Source organism: Hyphomicrobium sp., assembly GCF_047600905.1.
In the GTDB taxonomy this organism is placed as follows: Bacteria; Pseudomonadota; Alphaproteobacteria; order Rhizobiales; family Hyphomicrobiaceae; genus Hyphomicrobium_B.
Genome location: NZ_JASGKD010000001.1, coordinates 129,223 through 148,008, shown reverse-complemented (window position 1 = coordinate 148,008; position 18,786 = coordinate 129,223). Strand labels below are relative to the sequence as shown.

20 protein-coding genes are annotated in these 18,786 nt (G+C 60.3%); 8 read left to right on the top strand and 12 right to left on the bottom strand.

The window, feature by feature from the left end:
* Complete coding sequence (locus QM780_RS00760) at nucleotides 1–1,326, top strand: GGDEF domain-containing protein (RefSeq protein WP_415068575.1); 1,326 nt, start codon at nucleotides 1–3, stop codon at nucleotides 1,324–1,326.
* An 11-nt stretch (nucleotides 1,327–1,337) separates the two neighbouring features.
* Here the strand turns inward: QM780_RS00760 and QM780_RS00755 are convergent, their stop codons facing one another.
* The gene (locus QM780_RS00755; protein ID WP_415068574.1) at nucleotides 1,338–1,574 is read right to left on the bottom strand and encodes a hypothetical protein; all 237 of its coding nucleotides are present in this window, start codon (nucleotides 1,572–1,574) and stop codon (nucleotides 1,338–1,340) included.
* 365 nt (nucleotides 1,575–1,939) lie between these two features.
* Between QM780_RS00755 and QM780_RS00750 the strand changes: the two genes are divergently transcribed.
* Nucleotides 1,940–2,167 (top strand): hypothetical protein, encoded by a 228-nt coding sequence (locus QM780_RS00750; RefSeq protein WP_415068573.1) that lies wholly within the window; start codon nucleotides 1,940–1,942, stop codon nucleotides 2,165–2,167.
* Between the two features lie 24 nt (nucleotides 2,168–2,191).
* Here QM780_RS00750 and QM780_RS00745 read toward each other — a convergent pair whose 3' ends face one another.
* Nucleotides 2,192–2,377 carry a hypothetical protein gene (locus tag QM780_RS00745; protein WP_415068572.1) on the bottom strand — a complete coding sequence of 62 codons (186 nt, stop codon included), beginning with the start codon at nucleotides 2,375–2,377 and terminating at the stop codon, nucleotides 2,192–2,194.
* Between the two features lie 348 nt (nucleotides 2,378–2,725).
* Here QM780_RS00745 and QM780_RS00740 point away from each other — a divergent pair, with 348 nt between their 5' ends.
* Together QM780_RS00740 and QM780_RS00735 are read left to right on the top strand one after the other, a co-directional pair.
* Nucleotides 2,726–2,872, top strand: coding sequence for a hypothetical protein (locus QM780_RS00740; protein ID WP_415068571.1), 147 nt, complete (start codon nucleotides 2,726–2,728; stop codon nucleotides 2,870–2,872).
* Nucleotides 2,873–3,082: 210 nt separating this feature from the next.
* Entirely contained in the window at nucleotides 3,083–3,784 is a 702-nt protein-coding gene (locus tag QM780_RS00735; RefSeq protein ID WP_415071953.1) for a lysophospholipid acyltransferase family protein, read from the top strand.
* 18 nt (nucleotides 3,785–3,802) lie between these two features.
* Here QM780_RS00735 and QM780_RS00730 read toward each other — a convergent pair whose 3' ends face one another.
* Nucleotides 3,803–5,056: a class I SAM-dependent methyltransferase gene (locus QM780_RS00730; RefSeq protein WP_415068570.1), complete on the bottom strand. Its 1,254-nt coding sequence runs from the start codon at nucleotides 5,054–5,056 to the stop codon at nucleotides 3,803–3,805.
* A gap of 129 nt (nucleotides 5,057–5,185) precedes the next feature.
* Entirely contained in the window at nucleotides 5,186–6,727 is a 1,542-nt protein-coding gene (locus QM780_RS00725) for a glycosyltransferase (protein WP_415068569.1), read from the bottom strand.
* A 134-nt stretch (nucleotides 6,728–6,861) separates the two neighbouring features.
* Between QM780_RS00725 and QM780_RS00720 the strand changes: the two genes are divergently transcribed.
* The 3 genes from QM780_RS00720 to QM780_RS00710 all read left to right on the top strand — a co-directional run bounded on the left by QM780_RS00720 (nucleotide 6,862) and on the right by QM780_RS00710 (nucleotide 9,576).
* Entirely contained in the window at nucleotides 6,862–7,725 is an 864-nt protein-coding gene (locus tag QM780_RS00720) for a transporter substrate-binding domain-containing protein (RefSeq protein WP_415068568.1), read from the top strand.
* Between the two features lie 94 nt (nucleotides 7,726–7,819).
* On the top strand, nucleotides 7,820–9,142 hold the full coding sequence (locus QM780_RS00715; RefSeq protein ID WP_415068567.1) for a glycoside hydrolase family 3 N-terminal domain-containing protein: 1,323 nt from the start codon (nucleotides 7,820–7,822) through the stop codon (nucleotides 9,140–9,142).
* Between the two features lie 119 nt (nucleotides 9,143–9,261).
* Entirely contained in the window at nucleotides 9,262–9,576 is a 315-nt protein-coding gene (locus tag QM780_RS00710) for a hypothetical protein (protein ID WP_415068566.1), read from the top strand.
* Nucleotides 9,577–9,731: 155 nt separating this feature from the next.
* Here QM780_RS00710 and QM780_RS00705 read toward each other — a convergent pair whose 3' ends face one another.
* A complete protein-coding gene (locus QM780_RS00705; protein WP_415068565.1) occupies nucleotides 9,732–10,262 on the bottom strand; it encodes an SgcJ/EcaC family oxidoreductase in 531 nt (176 codons plus the stop codon).
* A gap of 253 nt (nucleotides 10,263–10,515) precedes the next feature.
* On the opposite strand from QM780_RS00705, the gene rpsU reads away from it, so the two are divergent.
* On the top strand, nucleotides 10,516–10,869 hold the full coding sequence (gene rpsU, locus QM780_RS00700; protein WP_415068564.1) for a 30S ribosomal protein S21: 354 nt from the start codon (nucleotides 10,516–10,518) through the stop codon (nucleotides 10,867–10,869).
* Nucleotides 10,870–10,940: 71 nt separating this feature from the next.
* Here the strand turns inward: rpsU and QM780_RS00695 are convergent, their stop codons facing one another.
* From QM780_RS00695 to QM780_RS00665, 7 genes are all read right to left on the bottom strand, one after another.
* Entirely contained in the window at nucleotides 10,941–11,744 is an 804-nt protein-coding gene (locus QM780_RS00695; RefSeq protein WP_415068563.1) for an alpha/beta hydrolase, read from the bottom strand.
* Nucleotides 11,745–11,778: 34 nt separating this feature from the next.
* Nucleotides 11,779–13,167: a YiiX/YebB-like N1pC/P60 family cysteine hydrolase gene (locus tag QM780_RS00690; RefSeq protein WP_415068562.1), complete on the bottom strand. Its 1,389-nt coding sequence runs from the start codon at nucleotides 13,165–13,167 to the stop codon at nucleotides 11,779–11,781.
* Nucleotides 13,168–13,284: 117 nt separating this feature from the next.
* On the bottom strand, nucleotides 13,285–14,712 hold the full coding sequence (locus tag QM780_RS00685) for an NAD(P)(+) transhydrogenase (Re/Si-specific) subunit beta (RefSeq protein ID WP_415068561.1): 1,428 nt from the start codon (nucleotides 14,710–14,712) through the stop codon (nucleotides 13,285–13,287).
* A 67-nt stretch (nucleotides 14,713–14,779) separates the two neighbouring features.
* The gene (locus tag QM780_RS00680; RefSeq protein WP_415068560.1) at nucleotides 14,780–15,181 is read right to left on the bottom strand and encodes a proton-translocating transhydrogenase family protein; all 402 of its coding nucleotides are present in this window, start codon (nucleotides 15,179–15,181) and stop codon (nucleotides 14,780–14,782) included.
* A gap of 11 nt (nucleotides 15,182–15,192) precedes the next feature.
* Entirely contained in the window at nucleotides 15,193–16,332 is a 1,140-nt protein-coding gene (locus QM780_RS00675) for a Re/Si-specific NAD(P)(+) transhydrogenase subunit alpha (RefSeq protein WP_415068559.1), read from the bottom strand.
* A 114-nt stretch (nucleotides 16,333–16,446) separates the two neighbouring features.
* The gene (locus QM780_RS00670; protein WP_415068558.1) at nucleotides 16,447–16,605 is read right to left on the bottom strand and encodes an aa3-type cytochrome c oxidase subunit IV; all 159 of its coding nucleotides are present in this window, start codon (nucleotides 16,603–16,605) and stop codon (nucleotides 16,447–16,449) included.
* 164 nt (nucleotides 16,606–16,769) lie between these two features.
* A complete protein-coding gene (locus QM780_RS00665) occupies nucleotides 16,770–18,686 on the bottom strand; it encodes a potassium transporter Kup (RefSeq protein ID WP_415068557.1) in 1,917 nt (638 codons plus the stop codon).
* Between the last annotated feature and the right edge of the window lie 100 nt (nucleotides 18,687–18,786).

Here is an 18,786-nt window from a genome sequence, read left to right as displayed (position 1 = left end):
GTGAGCATCATCCTCGGCAAAATTTTCTTTGCCGATTTTTCCGCGATGCTTTCACTCGACTATCACTCCTTGCTCCTCGCCATGAGCTTTTCCGCGGCGAGTTTGGCACTGTCGTTTGTGATAAGTTGGTTCGTCACGCGGACCAATTCCGAACTCTTGTCGTGGGCGACCGGCGCGGCGGTCCTGGCGATTTTCGTCCTGACCTACGCCCGCTTCGTCACGGACTTTTCGCCCACTTTGGGAATGCTCGCGTTTTCGGCGCTTCTTATCAGCCTGATGTTCTTCTTCGCGGCGGCACGTCAGTTTCGCACCGGCAAGTTTCCTGCAAAGCTCATGGTTCAGGCGATCCTCTTGTCGAGTGCGGTCATCGCTATCCCGATGTTTCTGGGCTACGACGGTGTTTGCTATATCCTCGTCGATACGATCGCGTGCGCGCTCCTGTTTGCGACAGGATCGGAGTATTGGCGTTGGCGCAAAGAAGCACCCGCGCCGCTCATTCTTCTGTCGGCGCTTTATATCGTAGCCGGCATATCATTCGCGCTTTGCGCCGCTGTGTTGATTGATCGCCGCAGCTGGATCATGAACCGCGCCCAAAACGACTGGGCAACGAACATCAATCTCATCGCCTGTCTGGCGACGTTGACCGCCGCCGGCGCGCTGTCACTGGGCTTAAATCAGATCCGCATCACGAGGCGCCACAAGCTGGAGGCGGAAACGGATGCGCTTACCGGCATTCTCAATCGCCGCGCCCTTTTCGATCGCGTGCCGGAAATGCGGACCTCGACCCCGATCGTCGTCATCGGCCTCGACATCGATCACTTCAAGCAAGTCAACGACACGCACGGTCATTCGCTCGGCGACACGGTGCTGAAGAGCTTCGCGAACATTTTGAGCGATACCGTCCGCGATGAAGATCTGACCGCGCGTGTCGGCGGTGAAGAATTCGCCGTGCTGCTTCCGGATGCATCGCTGAAAATGGCAAATACCGTCGCTGAACGGATCCGTAAAAAATTTTCCGAGCAGCGCTTCCTGTCGAATGGCCAGCTCTTCGGCAGCACTGTCAGCGTAGGCATTTCGCAAATCGGCACACGCGCATGCCTGAATGATCTGATGCTTCAGGCCGACGCCGCGCTTTACATGGCGAAAAGATCCGGCCGCAATCGAGTCGTCGTCTTCTCAACACAGGATGAAGAGATGTCGATCAAAGCGAAGCCTTGCCAGACGAAGGGGGAATCGCCGCGATCGGCAGACCCATCCTCGCAGGAAGAGAATGCGGACGTCCCGCATGCAGTCGCGGCACGAGCGAGGAAATCGAGCCACAGCTGAAGGGGCCGACACTATTTCGACGTGGGCGCCCGCGGATCCGTATACGAGACCGAGACCGGCGCGGGATTGGCCATCAGGCTCGGATTGGTGTCGTCCAAAACCGGCCGAAGCGCGCCACAGATGAACCAGACCGCGAACGAGAAAGCGAACAGCAGGAAGATGATCAGCGCATCGAGCGCACCGTCGCCTTCCCCGGTAGATCCGAACCCGGGGTGGTTATCGTGGTTTCCATCGGAAAAGAGGGCCATAGTCTCTCCTTCCTTTGCGTTAGTCCAAACCTCCCTCCGATCATGCCCACCTGACGGCTCGCGTGCTACCGCGATAACCGTCACCCTAAAATCATGTGTGCGTTAAAAGCCGCGTCGAAAAGCCCCCGCCTGTCCGGGTTCCAGCACCCGACGCCGACGATTAAAACCGGTCTACCGCCGTCGCCGATTGCGTTTGCCCATGGCTGCGACTGTGGCGTCCGATAAGCGCCGACGCGCATGTTGCTCAGAAAGAAATGGCTAAGCCATTCTTTCATCGAGAGAAATTCAAAGACCCCGAAAAAATGCGCATCGGAACCCTGCTTCCCGCTGTGCGTTATAATGGAGGGTAATTAGGAATTATGCTCATGATCATGGAAAGCATCGCAGTCAGTAACAACCAACCGGTTGAGCTTTTTGATGCCCGGTCCCGGATTGCCCAGCTTGAGGCGAAAGTCTCGCAGGCCGACTACTTGCTGGCGGAAGCGCTCGACGCCTCAACCGACCGGGACGATATGCTGAAAAAGCTGCAGATGGCGCAGCGAACGCTGCAGGAAGCGCTTGGCAAGGAGCGCGAACTGATGCGCGTCACTTGACGCGCACCGGAACCTCGCTTCTCGCTAATGCAAATCGGCCTGTTCGACGCGATAGCGATAGGGCAGGTCGGAGCAGTAGTGAGCAGCCGCCTGCTCGGCCTCTTCGACGGTTTCGAATGCCGCGCCAATGACTTCGGACGATCCCCCGAAGCAGCCTTCGTCGTCTCCCCGACAGGATTCACACCAGACGACGACCCGAAATTTGTCCATAACTACCCTCGTGAAAGTCTTCGGACGAGTATTTTTAGCTGCACCGCAGCATCCCTCCTTTTTCCACCCTGTCCGATGAATTCATCATGAACGATGCGGCACCTTCCTCTGGAATTCCCAAAAGTAAGATCGCGGGCGAAAAGCCGTATTTTGCGGCCCGCGGCCGACACGAAACCCCACAAATTATGGGCTGGCGGGCGTCGGCGGCGTGTCCTCGAGGCGGGACCAAGCGCCGCACGCAATGCGAAAATGCAAGCCAGCAATTCCAAGCTGGCAGCTTGTATGTGCTTCCGCTGAGCCTTATTTCGCGCGCTTCAAATTCGAGCTGTTCTAGTTTTGGGTTCCTGTATGCAGAAGCATGCTGCAAAAATTCGTATCTGTGAGGACGATCACCACACGTCCGATGGATATTATGTGTTTGTATCGGTGATCTGTGCAGTCGCCGCGATGACGTCCGCTATCGTTTTGGCCTTCGGCATCGAAATGATCCTCTGAGCTTTGCGAGGTTACCGCGACACGGAAATTTCAGACAAATAGCGCTGGAACGGGGCACCCTTGACCGGGGGACATTTGCCCATTCGCGCAGTTGAGCTATCGTCGCGCGAAGGGCCTCCCAAATCGCCGCCTAACTCGATCGGAACGACGACACGCACAAATTGGAAAATGTCCGGGCCGTCCAATAGAAAAAACCGCATATTGATCGGCGTGGCCGGCCGCTTCGTCTCCGGCCTTATTCGAACGGTCAGACGGACATCGTCGACCGTCTACGAACCAGCTGATTTCATCGACCGCCTCCGCTCTCAAGTGCCGTTCATCATGGCGATGTGGCACGGCCAATTCATGATGTTGCCCGATCTCAACACGCGGGAATATCCGGTTGAAGCCATGGTTGCCCGCCATGGAGACGCCGAGCTAGTCGCCTACGTTCTTTCCCGATTTGGAATCTCCTCAATCCGCGGCGCCGGCGCCGGAGATCGCAAACGAGATCGTGGCGGCGCCTACGCCCTTCGCACCGCCGTGAAAGCTCTTGAGAACGGCTCGATCGTCGCCATGACGGCCGACATTCCACCCCGAAAACCGCGCATCGCCGGCGAAGGCGTCGTCACACTGGCGCGCCTGTCTGGCCGTCCGATCATTCCCGTGGCCGCAGCGACCTCGCGATTCATCGTGCTCAACACCTGGAGCAAAATGACCGTCAACCTGCCGCTCTCGAAATTGGCGTGGGTAGCCGCTGATCCGATATTCGTAGCTCCCGCCGCCGACGACGACGCGATCGAGCACGCGCGGCTCAAGATCGAGGCGGCCCTCAACGCCGTCACAGCGCGCGCCTACGAACTCGCCAACGCTATTGACCCTCAAGCAATTCCGGACGCTAAAGCCGCAAACAAGACCGTTCAGTTTTTCTAAAGGTCGACCGCCGCAGCCTCACTCCGCCGCCACCGTATGATTGAAGACAATTGCCTCGCGTTCCCGCAACCGCTCTTCCTCGGACTCTATGTAATCGCGCTTGAGCGGGACGGTATCGATCTTCTTCGCCAGCTGAATTTGGAAGACCATGAGGCCGCCGTAGCGGAAACCGGCCTCCCCTGCCGCCAGATAGAACTCCCACATCCTGCAGAAACGATCGCCAAGAAGCGCGGCCGCCTCGCCTCGCCTAGCCAGAAAGCGCGTTCGCCAAGCCGCCAGCGTGTCCGCATAGTGCAGCCGCAAAATCTCAACATCGGTGACGATCAACCCGGCGTTTTCGATCGACGGGAACACCTCGGCTAAGGACGGAACGTAGCTTCCCGGAAAGATATATTTCGCAAACCACGGATTCATGGCGCTGCGCCCGTCGCTGCGTCCGATCGAGTGCACAACAGCGACGCCATCGTCCTTCAGGCAGCGGCATATGACGTTGAAGAACGTGTCATAGTCCTTGAGGCCGACATGCTCGAACATTCCGACCGAGACAACGCGATCGAACGTCTCCGACAAAGCGCGATAATCTTCGAGCCGGAACCGGACACGCGAACTCAGACCTTTTTCGCCCGCGCGCCGCGAGGCGACCTTGAGCTGCTCCGGCGAAAGCGTCACGCCGGTCACGTCGGCACCGGCGATATTTGCCAGATAGAGCGCCATGCCGCCCCATCCGGAACCGATGTCCAGCGTCTTCATCCCGGGCTTGACGAGCAGTTTGGCTACGACGTGCCGCTTCTTCGCAAGCTGGGCAGCCTCCAGATCCTGATCCGGCGTTTCGAAATAGGCGCACGAATATTGCCGGTCGGAGTCGAGGAAAAGCTCGTAGATCTTGTCGTCGATATCGTAGTGATGATGGACATTGCTGCGCGACAGGCGTTCCGAATTTCTCCTCGTCCATCGATCGAGAATATTGCGAAACCTAAGTCTGATCTGCCCGAATTGCGGCGGCGTCAGGCTGTGCAGATTGCGCCCAAGCAGCTCAAGCAGATCGTAAATCGATCCGCCGGAAACCGTGAGCCGGCCATCCATGAAAAGCTCGCCCAGCGCCAACTGCGGGTGAAAGAAAAGTTCGCGGCCCGCTTTGCTATCGTGGAGCGTTAAAACGAGCGGGACCCCTGTCCCGTCTCCGGTCGTCAAGCGATCCCCGCTTGGTAAAACGACCGTCAGACCGCCAGTCCTGATGCAGTGATTGAGAAACGATTGAAGAGCACGTTTCATGGTACAAGCCGCAACTAACCAACCAACAAAACCTTTGGGCCGATATTTAGTTCCGCCCAAATTCCCGTCAGTCCCAGCAGCTTAGCAGTTTTTCGCTGATTTTCCAGCATTGTTCTGATGCAGCGCACATCATGCCCGCCGACGGCGAAGATCGCTCGAAAGCGATCGCACGCCGTGCATCGTTTTCTCCCAAAAAAACGGCCTGAGCGCGAGATCGACGATGGCGCGGTAGGCGGCGACCGAAATCGCCAGCCAATAGACCGGCAGAAGCAGGACCGAAATCAAACGGCCCGGAAGCCTCGCGTTGCTCGAAGTAACCAAGATCAGCAGAGCCGCCGTGACGTAGCCCGCAATCAGGTCGCCAACGAACACGAAGTACAGAAGTTGGTTTTCGGGCAGCACGTTGCGGCCGAGCGCCGTCTGCATGCCGACCAGCACATAGAACCACGGATGCGCCAGCATCGAAATGAGCATCGCCGAAATCGTCACCTGAAGCCCTGTGAACCGCCATGCCCCAAGATCGCGCCACAGGCGCCAAGGTCGACGCATGTGCACGAGGTACGTCTGCATCCAGCCCTTGATCCAGCGCGTGCGCTGCCCGAGCCACACCTTCCAGCGGACAGGCGCTTCCTCCATGGTCTGAGAATCAATCACCGAAACCTGATAGCCAAGCCGCGCCAGGCGGATCCCAAGATCGGCGTCCTCCGTCACGTTGAACGGATCCCACCCGCCGCTCTTGAGCAGCACGTCGCGACGGAAATGGTTCGACGTTCCGCCCAAAGGAATTGGCAAACCCAGATGATCGAGCGCCGGCAGCAAGCCGCCGAAAAGAGCGCCGTACTCGAGCGCGAATTGCCGGCTGAGAAAGCAATCGTTGGCATTTGAGATGGCGAGCCGCGCTTGCGCGCACGCGAGCCGCGGGCCGCCGCGAACGAACGCCAACGCTGCTAACCGGAGCTGATCGGCATCCGGTTGATCCTCTGCATCAAAGACCGCGACCAGCGTACCGCGCGCATCCTGCAACGCGTAGTTCAACGCCCGCGGCTTCGTTTTCGGTTGTCCCGGAGGAACCGTCACGACGCGCATGTTTGCGCGCAGGCCTCGACGCAGCAGCGCTTGCCGGGTCTCGACGTCGTCCGCCTCGGTAATGAAGAGAATCTCCAGCCGATCGTTCGGATAGTCGAGCCGCCCCATCGCGGCAACGAGCCCCGGCACAACCGATACTTCGCGGTAAAGCGGAACGAGCACCGAAAACGTCGGCAACCTGTCGTCGAACCGGCGGTCGAGCCAGCGCGGATCTTGTCGCTCGGCCGGCCGCCGAAGCGCATCCCACAGCGCCGCCAGCCTCAGCACGGAAATCATCAGAAACGGCACGGCGATCGTCAGCGACCACAGCACGGCCCCGAAATCGTCAAGCAGCACCAAACCGGCCGAGAGTGCCGAGAGCGCCAGAAACAAACTCGCCCGTTGCCACAAAAGCAGCGGAGAGGCAGCGGAAAAGTCGGGTGCGCGCCGGCGCAGATCGTTGACCGCGCGGTCAAGTTGGCCAATATCGCGTTGGAATGGCTGCAGCGGAATTGTGAGTCCCGGTGCGGCCGCGTTTGGGGGAACGGCAGACGGCGGCACGCGGACAGTCCGCACCTTGGGCGTTCTTGGCCGAGGCTCCGACATCAACTGCACCTGACTGGCCCCGCCGACGACCGCCATCGTCCAGCCAGTACATGACTATATGCTCAGAGTGCGCAAATAAGAAAGCTGGAACGTCACCGAATGAATGGCTCGATATCCAGGAGTTTTTCTTAGGCATGAGATCCCTGGCAGAGGCTGGCCGATTTTTATTTGCGATCGCCCTGATCCTTGCCGGCGCAGTTGGCGTTTCGGCATCGATCTCCGCATACGCGCAGGATGCCCCGGGATCTGACCAAGGCGCTTCTTCGCAATCGTCCGCTACCGCCACCCCGCCACGCCGCGTCGTCATTCGCTTTCTGACCGACAGCGATTACCCGCCTTTCGACTTCTACGACGAAGACGGCGTTCTCGTCGGCTTCAACGTCGATCTCGCCCGCGCCATCTGCCTCGAACTCAACACCTCGTGCGATATCAAGGTACGGCCCTGGGACGAACTCATCGCCGACCTCTTGAAAGGCGACGCCGACGCAGTAATCGCAGGCCACAAAGTGACGGCGGATGCCCTGAAACAAGTCGATTTCACCGACCGCTATTTCCACACCCCGGGCCGGTTCGCCAGCCGCAAGGATTCCCCTCAGATCGAGATGACGCCGAGCGGTCTTGACGGAAAGCGCATCGCGGTTGCCCGTGGCACGCCGCATGAAGCCTTTCTCAAAGCGTTCTTTCGCGACAGCCCGCTGGTAATTTATGAAAATGCCGACTTGGCGCGCGAGGGACTGGCCGCCGGAAAGGCTGATTTTTTATTCGACGATGGCATCTCGCTGGCCTTTTGGCTCAACGGAACGCTGTCGCGCCAATGCTGTGAAATGCGCGGCGGACCGTTTCTCGAGCCCAAGTTCTTCGGCGATGGAATGGCCATCGCCGTACCCAAGACCGATCCGCAGATTAGGCTCCTGTTGAACAAAGCCCTCGATCGCGTGCGCGCGTCCGGCCGCTTCGAAGAACTCGTCCAACGCTACTTTCCGGTCAGAATCTACTGATTGACTGGTTCGAACGGCGATGCCGCTATAAAAAAACAAGCTTAATGCAACGCCGCCGCCCGATGTCCGGATCTGCGGGCTAATTTGAAGAGCTATGATCGAACGATTGATCCGCGCATTCCTGCTTGCTTTGCTGTCGGTAGCGCTGCTCGTGCCGCCGGACGGTTCGGTCGACGCGCGTACCGGATACTACAAATCCGGCTGGCGCAAATATCATAAGCGATATTCGCCGCGCCATCGCGCCCAGCGCAACACCAGCACCGCGAAGAAATCACCGGACTCGGCAGCGCAAACGCCTGCCCTTCCAGCCCGGCCTGAAAAATTGCTGACGCGCGACGAAATTCTCGCAACCGACCCCGTTCGTCTCGAACGCCTCGGCGGCCGCATCATCGTCGGTTTCGACAGCTTCTCGCAGGTCGTTCCGCTCGTTGAAAAGAAAGCGATCGCCGGCATCTTCGTGACCGATCATAACGTCCGCGGCCGTAAGATCCAGGACGTCGCCAAAGATATTGAGAACCTGCAGAACATCCGCAGGCAGCAGGGCCTGCCTCGCTTGATCGTCGCCGCCGACCAGGAAGGCGGCTACGTCTCCCGCCTCTCCCCGCCACTCAAATGGCAGCCCACGCTTGGCATGCTGATCGCCAAACTCAAAACCGACGACGAACGCGAAAGAGCCGTCCGCCAATACGCCGAAACCCAGGCGCGCGAGCTCGAACGCCTCGGCATTTCAATGAATTTCGGCCCGGTCGTCGATCTGCGGCTCGGAACGGCCGACCGCAACGATGGCGAAACCCGCCTCTATTGGCGCGCCATCGACGCCGATCCGTATCTCGTCGCCAAAGTCGCCGGCTGGTATTGCGATACGCTGACGAAATTCAACATCATCTGCACGTTGAAGCATTTCCCTGGCCTAGGCCGCGTCGCCCGAGACACCCACGTCATGTCGGCCGATATCGGCGCGAGCGCAAGCCAGCTCGAACTCAGCGATTGGGTGCCGTTCCGCCGCGTGATGACCGAACCCGGCGTCGCGACCATGGTTGGACACGTTCGCCTGACGGCAATCGACAGCACGACGCCTGCTTCGTTCTCGGACAAGGTCGTCAATTCGATCATGAGACCGCGCCTGGACAACGACGGTCTTCTCATCACCGACGACTTCAGCATGGGAGCCGTCACACGGTCGCGAGACGGCTTGGGCGGCGCCAGCGTGAAAGCGCTGAACGCCGGCATCGACCTCATTCTCCTCTGCTCAGTCGACAAGAGCTACGACATCATGATGTCTGCGCTCATCGAGGCTGACCAGAAGGGCGAAATCTCTCTCGTCCGCGAAAACGAAACCAACGAACGGCTGAAGCGCTACGTTTTCACCGATGATCGCGATCTGCCGCCGTCCGCGCCGGTCCAAGCCCAGCAGTAACGAAGCGGCGCAGCCGTCCCGCCCGATCGAGACGCGTTCCGCGCGGAACAGCAGCGCGCACCCAAATTAGCGAAATTCTCCGCCAGCCCGATGCGCCTCATCGCCCGACGGAGTTCGCCATGATCGAGCCTTTCGCAGCATTTCTCATTCGAGTCTCCGCGCTGATAACGATCTTCGTCGTTTTGACCGCCAGTCTTTGGGCGGCGATGAAGAAGCTCGGATATCTGCGCCTCGACCAGCCGTTCAGCGCCACCGACGTCCGGACATGGTCGCTGTCGTTCGCAATTCTCGATGCGACCTTCTACGGAACCGTCTTCGCCCTTTTCAAAGAGGCGCTCGGCGAGAACCCGATATCGATCGCGATAGCGGCAGCCGCGGCCTCCCTTGTCGCTCTCCGCGCTCTGCCTGCCCTCGTGGCGCGCAAGCGCCCATGATTTCGCGGCTGGCCTGAAAATCCGTCCGCCTGATTCCCACTCCGGACCTCAACGACCAGAAAGGAGGTGCCACCAAATCTTGGATCATGACCGAAGGGCGCGCCAAGCTTCCCCCCTGCCATTGCACCGGTCGCGCCCTTCGAGTCTCTTTGCCGTTAGGGAACAGCAGACGGCTCGGCGGAATTCTCCGCAGCCTTGCCGAACGGATCGCCGATCGCTCGCGGATCGGCAGCGAGCGAATGCTTCACGATCTCCCATTTTCCCCCGGTCAGTTTGAACTTGGCTTGATACTGCCCACCGAGCAGCAGCCGCGTTCCCTTCCGCTCCCCGGTCATACGGTAGACGACGGGACCTGTGACGGTCGCCTCTCCGCATTCGGTGGCAAGGGCGGCGGGACGGATCGACAGGCGGGGACGCTTGGCCAGGAAATCTTTGTAGAAGGCGCGGATCTCGGTCCGGCCGGTATAGGGCTTGCCGTCTTTCCCTGCGATCAAGCTCGCGTCGTCGCTATAAAGCATCGCAATTTGCTCCGCGTTTCCGCTCGTGAAGGCCGCGCGCCACGCGTTGAGCAACTGGACGATTTGAACCTCCGAGAGCTTTGCGCACGCCTCGCTCGCCGCCTCCTCCGCCCGAGCGCCGTCGCCACGTCCCTGGACGCAACCCAATCCGAGCAAAAGGCCAAGCATCGCATGCGCAAATCCGGCCCGCCGCGATCTATTAATGGGCAACATGCTCACCCTCGTTTCCCTTTCCCAAGCCAATTGTTGCAAATTCGTCTGAGGCTTGGGCCGCGACGGAATAACTGCCTGGCCGATTGCCATTCTCCATCGTCTTTGATACAAGGCGCTCCAGAAAAAGCGCGGACACCGGCGGCGAAGGCTCCGGAGTCGGTGTTTTTGCGCATTCAAGAGACAGATTTTCTTCAGAGGATACAACTGCTTGCAGGTTCTCGTTCGCGACAACAACGTTGATCAGGCTCTCAAGGCGCTTAAGAAAAAGTTGCAGCGCGAGGGCGTCTTCCGCGAGATGAAGCTCCGCGGTCATTTTGAAAAGCCTTCCGAGAAAAGAGCGCGTGAGAAAGCCGAGGCGGTGCGCCGCGCTCGCAAGCTCGCCCGCAAGAAGCTGCAGCGTGAAGGCCTGCTTCCGAGCAAGCCGGCGGCTTCGGCACGTGGCGCCGCAGGCGGTAAGGGCGGCCCGGGTCGTGGTGGCCAGGGTGGTGGCGGCAGCGGCTTCGGCGGCGGCGGTGGTTTCCGCGGCGGCCAGAACAGCGGCGGCACGGGCGGCGGCTTCTAAGTCCTCGACCGAAATTCGAAAAAACGAAGGCCCGCGACCCTCATCGGTGCGGGCCTTTTTGTTTGCTGGAGCTAGTCCGGCGCCCTCACCTTGCCGGCACGCAGCCGATCGATCCAGCCGTTGACGAAGTCGAACGACGGCCCATCGTGAATGACGTGCCCACCCCCCGGGATCGTCTTGATCTCTTTCGGAGGGTTCGCCGCCGCGAACAGCCGGCGCCCCATCTCGACCGGCACAATATCATCGGCCTCGCCGTGCAGGATGAATATCGGCGCGTGGACGTCGCCGATGTACTTGATCGACTCGTATCGGTCCTTCAGCAGCCAGCCGACGGGCAGCCACGGAAACTGCGCCGAGGCGAGCTCCAGGATCGACGTATAAGGCGCATCCAGGATGACACCCTCGACCTTCTTTTTCTTTGCGACCTGGATCGCGACGCCGCTGCCCAGAGATTCCCCATAAAGGATGATGTCTTCCGGCTTCACGCCGTCCCGCACCAGCATGTCGTAGGCAAGCTCAGCGTCGGCGACATTCGCAGCTTCGGTCGGCGATCCGGTCGATCCGCTGAAGCCGCGATAGGCGAGCATCAGCATGCCGCGCCCATGCTGTAGATATTTGTGCATCGTCTCGGCACGTAGGGCCAATGACCCGCCATTGCCGTGCAGATAAAGCAGTGTTGGCTGACCGGGACGCGCCTTCCCGTACCACGCGATCAGCTTCTCGCCGTCGACGGTCGGGATGATGATCTCCGACACGTTCCGAAGGCCGGCAGCGGCAGGCGCCGTGCGCACAGGATCGGGAAAATACATGAACCTCCGCTGTGCCGCATACATCACGCCGGCCGCGATGACATACAAAGCGACAGCCCCGATCAATATGGCTTTGAAAACCAAAAGCACCCGCCTTTGATCAATCCCGGTGACGGACCAGATAGCCGATTCTATCGCCTTCGCGTTCACGAATGCTTTCCAGCGCCGCCATCGCATCAAGCCCATGCAGCGGCAGGCCCGTCTCGGCGACGCTGTCCTGATTAAGCTTCATCAACTCGCGATAGATCGGCTCGGCCGTCTTGTGCAGCATGGCGACGACGGCAACCGTCCTTCTCGGCATGTTGATCGGCACGCGCGGGAAAACCGACGACAGCACTTCTTTAGCACTATCTGAAAGGTGCGCGGCGAAGCGGCCGAGCACCGACACCAGCTTGATCGCCGACGTCTCTTCGAAGCGATAGTTGTATTTCTCCATCCACTCGAAAAGCTTGTCCATCGTGAAGTCCTGCAGGCGGATGCCCGCTGTATCCCGATAGTCCTGCCACTCGGCGACGAGATCGAAACCGGATTCCATATCGATGTCGGCAGGCGCGAACGTCAGATCCGTGGCAACCCCGACGCGATCGAGAAAATCCCTGTTCTTTCGCGCAATCCGCGTCGGATAGGTCGGCAGCCTGAACATGCCGAAGCTGCCCTGCTCGTAGGCGAGGCGGACGAGCTTGGAGCAGAACAGATTGCGAGTATCGTCGGTGCGCATCGAAAAATCGTAAAGGATCCGCTTGCCGCCCTTGGCGCGTGACGCCGCCACATAATCGAAGATGTATTTCGCCGCCCGCGCCGCAAGATCGGCGTCCCGGTGCCGATAAAGAACGGCGCGCACGATGTTATGATCGAGCGCTTTCGCCAGCGGATTGATCGTGGCGCCGTCCTCGATCAGACTTTCGACCATCCAGTGATCGCCTGCCGGATCGATGTAGACGATGCCGATGTGGCTGAACTGGCTGTCGACGTCGCCGATACGCGCGATTGCCGCACTGTTATGTGCCGTGCCGCGCACCAGAACCACGTCGCCTGAGCGGAAATGATGCGCCGCGCCGCTCCGATAGAATGCGTAATTCACCAACGTATTGTTGTCCGTGCCGGTAAAGCCGCGGAGCAGATAGCCGCTCTCGTTCGTGCGCGGATGGCCGGTGGTGATCTCACCAAGCATGTCGGACACGTATCTGAGCACGCGGAAGACGTCGCGAAAACCCTGGGTCACCTCGGGCGTCATAAGCCCCAGCATTTCATAATGAGAGAGGTGGTCGCGCAATCCGACCCGAAGGTCGAACAGCCGGTACATCAGCTGCGGCGCCTGCCGCGCGATCCCGGCAATATCGTAGTCGGCAAACCGCGCCTTCGATGCGCGCTCGTAGATGAATTGGAGATTGCGCGCCAGCAGCGCCGAGTTCGTGACCGGGGTCGCGGCAAGAACCTCGATGTGCTCGAGATCATTTTCGAAAGACGCCGACGCAACGGGAGCCAACACGGAAAACCCTCAGAACCACACCCACTCGACTATAGCAGGCCCGGCCCGGCTCCGCCCCGAGCCCTGGTAATCGGCGACCGGCTGTTGCCGATCCGCCCCATCGCCCACAAGGCCCGGCTAGTCTGCCGCGAGCGCTTTAACGATCTCTTCCGTCATTTTCTTGGCGTCGCCGAGCAGCATCACGGTGTTGTCGCGGTAGAAAACCGGATTGTCGATGCCGGCATAGCCCGACGCCAGCGACCGCTTGTTAAAAAACACCGTTCCGGCTTTCCAGACCTGAAGCACGGGCATGCCGTAAATGGGAGAGGTTTTGTCCTCTTCGGCCGCCGGATTGACGACGTCGTTGGCACCGATGACATAAACCGCGTCGGCCTGAGCGAACTCGCTGTTGATGTCTTCGAGTTCGAACACCTCGTCATAGGGCACATTGGCTTCCGCCAGCAGCACGTTCATGTGACCCGGCATACGGCCGGCGACCGGGTGGATGGCATACTTGACCTCGACGCCGGCCTTCTTCAGCGCGTCTCCCATTTCGCGCAACGCGTGTTGCGCCTGGGCGACCGCCATGCCGTAGCCTGGCACGATGATGACCTTGGAGGCGTTCTTCAGGACGTAGGCGGCGTCTTCCGCCGACCCGAGCTTGACCGGCTTCTGTTCGCCGCCTGCCCCGCCGCCGCCTGTGGCAGCCGTCTCGCCGCCGAAGCCGCCGGCGATGACGGACAGGAACTGCCGGTTCATCGCCTTGCACATGATGTAGGACAGGATCGCACCCGACGAGCCGACGAGCGCGCCGGTGATGATCAGCGCAACGTTGCCGAGCGTGAACCCGATGCCGGCAGCCGCCCATCCCGAGTAGGAGTTCAGCATCGACACGACGACGGGCATGTCCGCGCCACCGATCGGAATGATGATCAACACACCGATCAGCAGCGAAAGAGCCACGATCAGCCAGAACAGCCACGCCGACCCGCCCGACTGGATAAAGACATAGATCATCAGGATCAGGAGGATTCCGAGGCCTGCATTGATCAGATGCCTTGCCGGCAGCAGAATCGGCTTGCCGGACATCCGCCCCGAGAGCTTCGAGAACGCGATGACCGAGCCGGTGAACGTGATGGCGCCGATCGCGACGCCGAGGGCCATCTCGAATAGGCTTCCGCCTTTGATGCCGGCCGCGGGATTTGCCGGGTCGGCGAGGATGCCGAACGCCGATGGCGCATAAAGCGCGCTGGCGGCCACAAACACCGCCGCCAGACCGACGAGCGAATGAAACGCCGCCACCAGCTCCGGCATCATCGTCATCGGAATTTCGCGCGCCGTCTTGGCGCCGATGAATCCGCCGATGCCGATGCCGAGCACGATCAAAATCCACGAGGTAGCCGTCGGCTCCGCGATCCCGAGCGTCGTCAGGATAGCGATCGTCATGCCGATCATGCCGTAGAGGTTGCCCTTCCGCGATGTCGCCGGGCTCGAAAGCCCTCGGAGCGCCAGGATGAAGAGAACGCCGGCGGCGAGATAAAGTAGTGCGGCGACGTTTGCGGACATTGGTTCGTTCCCGGGCCTATGTTCTGATGCCTGTGGCGGTTCTCATGCGGCAGCCTTGCTTCCGGCCTCAGCCTTCTTTCTTCGGCGGCGGCGTCTCTTTCTTCTTGTACATCGCGAGCATTCTGTTGGTGACGAGGAAGCCGCCGAAGATATTGATCGACGCCATCGTCAGCGCCAGGAAACCGAACAACCGCGCGACGCCGCTGTCGGATTCCGTCAGCGAGACACCGACCGCCAAGAGCGCGCCGACGACGATCACCGACGAAATTGCGTTCGTGACGCTCATCAGCGGCGTGTGCAGCGCCGGCGTCACCGACCAGACGACGTAATAGCCGACGAAGACCGCAATGACGAAAACCATGAACTCATAGACCGGCGGGCTGACCAGATGCCCTTCCGCCGCAAAAGCCGACGTCGCCGTATATGCGGTGATCGCGAGCGCCGCGAACAGGGATTGAATGAAGCGCATGGCAAGGCTCCTCATGCCGTCTTGGTCGCGAGATTTGGATGCACGATCTGGCCGTCCTTGGCGACCAGCGTCCCTTTGACGAGATCGTCGTCCCAATTGACCGCCAGCGTCTTTTCCTTCTTGTCGATCATCGTTTCGAGGAAGGCCAAAAGGTTGCGCGCATAAAGGCTTGAAGCGTTGACGGCGATCGTGCCCGCAAGATTGAGCGGAGCGAAAATCTTGACGCCGTTCGCGGTCTCGATGATCTTGCCCGGCTCCGTCATTTCCGTATTGCCGCCGCGTTCCGCGGCCAGATCGACGATGACCGAACCCGGCTTCATGCTCTCGATCATGGCCCGCGAAATGAGCTTCGGAGCCGGACGGCCCGGAATGAGCGCCGTCGTAATCACGAGGTCCTGGTTCTTGATGTGATTGGCGACAAGCTCGGCTTGCTTCGCCTGATATTCGGCGCTCATCGGCTTCGCATAGCCGCCCGATGTCTGCGCCTGCTTGAATTCCTCGTCCTCGACAGCGATGAACTTCGCGCCAAGCGACTGCACCTGTTCCTTGGTCGCAGGCCGAACGTCCGTCGCTGTCACCTGCGCTCCGAGCCGCCGCGCCGTCGCGATCGCCTGCAGACCCGCAACGCCGACGCCCATGATGAACGCCTTCGCGGCTGGCACCGTGCCGGCCGGCGTCATCATCATCGGCAGCGCCTGCCCGAACATCGCCGCCCCGTCGACGACGGCTTTGTATCCGGCGAGGTTGGCCTGGCTCGACAATACGTCCATCGACTGGGCGCGCGTCGTGCGCGGCATGAACTCCATCGAAAACAGGGTCGCGCCGGTGGCCGACAAGGCGTCCAGCTCCGCGCGGTCGCCGTAAGGATCGATCATGCCCGCGACGATCGCGCCGGGCTTCAACGCTTTGATCTCATCGACTGACGGGCGGCGAACCTTCAGAAGGATGTCGGCACCCGCGAGCGCTTCCGACTTGCCGACGACCTCGGCGCCGGCCGCGCGATAGGCTTCGTCCGAAAAGCGCGAACGCAGCCCTGCCCCCTGCTCGATGCGGACGAGCGCGCCGAGGCCGGTGAACTTCTTGACCGTATCGGGCGAAACAGCGACGCGCGGTTCGTCGGCCGGCTCACTGGTGACAGCTATCGTAACCATGTCTCGGTCCAATTGGAGGGGCGTCGGGGCGAAATTGGCGGAAATAAAAAAGGGCAGTCCATGGCCGGTCTGCCCTGTCTTGAACTCACCTTAGCGGGTCGGGCGAGCCGAGCGTCAGACCAGGAAGATCTTCATCCCGATGAGAATGACAGCCACGATCGCGATGCCCCACTTCAGGAAGCGCAGAAAATCCCGATAGGTTTGGAGATGCGCCGCATAGTCCATTGCAGGACTACCTTTCGAGATATCGATGCTCAAGGTCTCACTCCCCATTCGTGTTTTCTAAAATCGTTACCAGCTAGGTATCCCAAGACGCGACGGGCTTCAAGGTGTCGCAGTCTCCGCATTTATGGGGATTCCACGATCGGTTCGACGTGATTTGCGGGCATTGTCCGCAGCCGACCGAGCTTAGGTTGTAGGTGCGCAATTGAACGCGGCTAGACCGCCACTTGCGTGCCGACCTCGACGACCCTGTCGGTCGGAATCTGGAAATATGTCGTGGCGTCTTCGGCGCTCCCCGCCAGCGCAATGAACAGCCGCTCCTGCCAGCGCGGCATTTCCGATTTCGCTGTCATCCGCAGCGAGCGCCGCGACAGGAAGAACGATGTCGAGCCGATATCGATATTGCAATCCTTGCGCCTTGCATGCTCGAGGATTTTCGGAACGCTCGGCGTTTCCATGAAACCGTAACGCGCGATGATGCGGATGAAATGGTCCGACACCCGCTCGATCGTCAGACGCTCATGCCGCGCGACCCGTGGCGTCTCTTCGGTCCGGATCGAAAGCAGGATGTTGCGCTCGTGCATGACGCGATTGTGCTTCAGATTGTGCATCATCGACGTCGGCGCCGCGTAGGGATCGCCGGTGAGGAACACCGCGGTACCTGAAACGCGATGCGGCGGCTTCGCTTCGAGCTTGCGCACCAGCCAGTCGAGATCGGCTTCGTTTCGCTTCGTCACCTTGGCGAGAACGCGCGTGCCGCGAACCCATGTGAACATGATGATCGCCAGCATGCACGCGACCGCCAGCGGCACCCATCCGCCTTCGAGCAGCTTCAGAATGTTGGCCGAGAAGAAAGCCTGCTCGAACAGCAGGAGCGGAATGACGATCATCGCCACGCGCCACAGTGGCCACTTCCAGCACTTCCATATGACGAAGAACGCCATCAGCGTGTCGATCACCATCGCCGCCGTCACCGACACGCCGTACGCGGCCGCCAGATTTGACGACGTCCGGAACGCGAAGATCGCGACGAGAACCGCGATGAAAAGGATCCAGTTGACCCTCGGCATGTAGATCTGCCCGGCCATGCTTTCGGACGTATGCCGGATCTCGAACCGCGGCACCAATCCCAGCTGGATCGCCTGCCGCGTCAGCGAAAATGCCCCGGTAATCACGGCTTGGCTCGCGATCACCGTCGCGAACGTCGACAGCACCAGCATCGGAATCAGCATGAAATCGGGGTAGAGGCGATAGAACGGATTTTCGACCGCGGTCGCGTCGTGCATGACAAGCGCGCCTTGGCCGAAATAATTGAGCACCAGCGCGGGCATCACGAAATAGATCCACGATGCGGTGATCGGCCGGCGCCCGAAATGGCCGAGATCGGCATACAGCGCTTCTGCGCCCGTACAGGCCAGGAACACCAGACCCATGACCGTCAGCCCGAGGAAACCGTGATGGGCGACAAACGAAATGCCCTCAATCGGATTGAGGGCTCTCAGAACGTGCAGATTGTCGGCAATGTGGATCAGCCCACCGAGCGCCAGTATGGAAAACCATACGCACATGACCGGGCCAAAAAAACGCGCGACCCGATCGGTGCCGCGCGATTGCATCCAGAACAGGATTGCAAGTACCACGACGGCGGCGGGAATGACGGCGCTCTCGAACTGTGGAGTGATGAGCGTCAGACCCTCAACCGCCGAGAGAACGGAAATTGCCGGCGTGATCACAGCATCGCCGTAGAAAAACGACGCACCCGCGATGCCGAGGGCACCCAGCAGCGGCGCGCTTCGTCGCGCCACCGTCTGGCCAAGCGCCATCAGCGCGAACATGCCGCCTTCGCCTTTGTTGTCCGCTCGCAGGAGAAGCAGGACGTACTTCACCGTCACGACGAACGTCATGCTCCAGAAGATGAGCGACAGCACGCCGACCGCGGCCTCGGCGGTCGTCAAGCCGCGATGCGCGGCAGCCGTAATGGCTTCCTTGAAGGCATAAAGCGGGCTGGTTCCGATGTCGCCAAAGACGACACCTACCGAACCCAACGCCAGTGCCCAGAAATTCTTACTGTGATGCCCCTCTCCGGCGCCATAGTCGGCGGCTGCCTGAGTAGAAGCGGGCGCTTGTGCCATTCAGGCACCTCGACCTATCGAATAGAGCTGCAACGCAGCGAAGTGGCGGGCTTCTACTCCTGCGCCGAGCCAATGAAAAGCGGCAAATTTGCTTCTTACC